The 2,733-nt window shown below is 33.1% G+C and carries 2 protein-coding genes; both read right to left on the reverse strand.

Annotation, left to right across the window (positions count from 1 at the left end; translation table 11 throughout):
- Window positions 1-148: 148 nt before the first annotated feature.
- Entirely contained in the window at window positions 149-604 is a 456-nt protein-coding gene (locus tag RCH56_RS07555) for an RNA-binding protein (protein ID WP_306484368.1), read from the reverse strand.
- Between the two features lie 20 nt (window positions 605-624).
- Entirely contained in the window at window positions 625-2,424 is a 1,800-nt protein-coding gene (locus tag RCH56_RS07560; protein WP_306484369.1) for a hypothetical protein, read from the reverse strand.
- Window positions 2,425-2,733 lie beyond the last annotated feature (309 nt).

Below are 2,733 nucleotides of genomic sequence, written 5' to 3' on the forward strand. Positions count from 1 at the left end.
TTCCTATACCTATATAGATTTATATCAAAAAAATTTTTAGTAAAAGATATTTTATGAAAAAATATCTCCCCCACCCCTTTTTAGTAATAGGATATTTAAAAAAATCTCTAAAAAAGCCCCCTTTTTAAAGGGAGCCTAGTTTATTTTATTAGTTATTTTGAACTTGATCTAGAATTTCTCTTCCTCTTTCTATAACTTCGTTTGAGCGATCGATTAGGGCTTGGATTTCGTCTTCTTTTCCTTCGATTGCTTCTGGAGCTTCTGTTTGAAGGATTTCTAGAGCTCTCATTGTTACTCTTGAATCAAATACAGCTTGTTCAAGTTCGTCTATTGCTTCTTCTTTTGTTTGAGGGCCTTCTGAGTCTTCCTTATCTTCCTTGGCATCTTTATCCTCTGTTTTTTCGTTATCAGCAGATTCTTCTTTATCAGAAGCTTCTTTGTCGTCTGCTTTTTCTTCTGTTTCTTTTGTGTCAGCACTTTCTGTTACTTCTGTTTCGTTTTTGCTATCATCAGCAGTATTTTTGTTTTCGCTCATGTTGTTACATGATGCTAGTGATAATGATAGTAAAAGTCCTGCTAGAACTACTTTGTTTTTAATTTTCATAATATATCTCCCTATTTTCCTTATTTATTCTTTTTTCTTGTAAATATTAGCCCAATTGCTGCAACTATAGCAACTCCTCCAACTACAGGAAGGATTGCATCAACACCAGTCCTAACCTTACCCTTAGATTTCTTGCTTGATGTTACAACTTTTTTTGTTGTTTTCTTAGGATCTTTATTGCTACCAAACTCTGCCTTTTCTGGACTTAGCTTTTCATTAAATTCGTCTTCTAAGGCCTTGATATCGTCTATATCAGCGTCCTTATTATCTCTTAGAGCTTTAAGTTTTTCCTTATACTCTTCTTTTAGTTTCTTCAAAGATTCATCTGTGATTTTGTCTGATTTTGCCTTATCAATATAGCTTTCGAGTTGGTCAGCCTTGTTATTGAAATCTTTAACAAAATCCTTACCGTCAATTGCAGTTTTAGCTTCTTTAAGCTTATCTAAATTTTCTTTAGTTTTATTCTCTGTTAGTGCCTTATAGGCATCCTTGTAGGCATTTTGATAAAATGCAGTAGCTCTTCTGTAATTATCAGTATTAATGAAGTCGTTATGCTTTCCTAAAACAGACTCGATTTCCTTTTCTAATTCTGCCTTTTCACTAAGGGCCTTCTTTGCCACTTCCATCTTAGCCTTGCCTGCTTCTAGCTCTTCTTTAGTCTTATATTCCTTCTTTTTAAATTCTTTTAAAGCATCATCATAAGCTTTTTTCTTCTCATCAGAAGCATTTTTGTAGATGTCAGAATTTTTCACTTCTTCGTATTCTTCTACTAGCTTCTTGTATTCATCATCACTCTTATCAAGTGATTTCTTATATGCGTTTATAGCATCTAAAAGGTCGCTTTCTTTTATCTCTGGATCAAGTCTTTTCTGATCCAAATCTGTTCTTTCTTGACTTTTTTTACTATTAGATGAATCTTCAAGCATGATCCTAGCATCTAATCGAAGCTCACTTAGGTCTTTGTCCCTACCTCTTGTATCACTATAAACATCATCTGGATATCCGTATTTAGCTTCTTCATCGCTTAGCTTTAAAGGTTCGATATTTACAGAGTTATCTGTCTTATAAGCTTCCACTGCCTTATTTAGAGAAGTAAGATTTGCTTCGATTTCTTCACTTGTGTATTCTTTAGAAGCTAGGATATCATCTGTTTTTTTGATAAGGTTCTTAAGTTCTTCTGAATATTCTTTCTTAGCTTCTTTAGAAGCGGCCTCAAGTTCTGCCTTTAGTCTTCTAAGCTCCATTCTCTTTGGAAGGTTTTCCACTACAGTATAACCTAAGTCCATAGAAGCTATTAAAAAATCTCTCTTAAGTTCCTTAACAGGATCCTCAATATCTTTATTTTCCCCTAAATATTCTGATAGTTTTTCTTCAATTGCAGAATATTTAGTCTCATAGTCTTTGATTTCCGCTTGGCTTGCAAGCTTAAAAGCCTCAGATTCTCTGACTTCCTTATCCTGAGCCTCAAGGGCTCCTTTTATAGTTTCTTTATCGGAATCAACATCTCCCTTTACAGCAGTAGGTTCTTTCTCTTTTGAAATCTCTAGAGTATCATCTCCAGTTTCTTTACCACTACTTTTAGCATCATCATCTATAACCTTAACTCCATCTTCATTTTGTGGTTTTTCTTGATCATTATAATCTGTTTGAGTTTTGTCGATTTCTTCTTCTTTGTTTTCATTAGCTGTTTCGACACCTGTTTCAGAATCTTCAGCATAAACAAGATTATTTAATTTAAAATCATAATTTTGGCCAGTCTGTACAGGACCTAGACCTAGGGCTAGTAAAAGTACAGCTGCCCCTAGTTTTCTCTTATTCATCATATCTCCTATTGGTTTTCTATATTATATATAAATTATATAGCTTTCTAAGATAGATGTCAAAAGGACTTGGTTATTATAAGGGGCTCCCTTATTATCCCCAGAGGGAAAGAGGTAGATATTTTTAAATATCTTTTACTAAAATATTTTAGAATTGAATGCATCTTTTTATTAAAATGGTATGGATACAATAAATAGTAAAGTTTAAAATTGAACATATGATACAATAAACAATAAGAAAACTTAGGGGGATTTTAAATTGGCTAGACACTACGAAGAAGACTTTAAAAAGCAAATAGTAGAAATCTT

It is taken from the genome of Anaerococcus sp. (assembly GCF_030825785.1).
Classification (GTDB): domain Bacteria; phylum Bacillota; class Clostridia; order Tissierellales; family Peptoniphilaceae; genus Anaerococcus.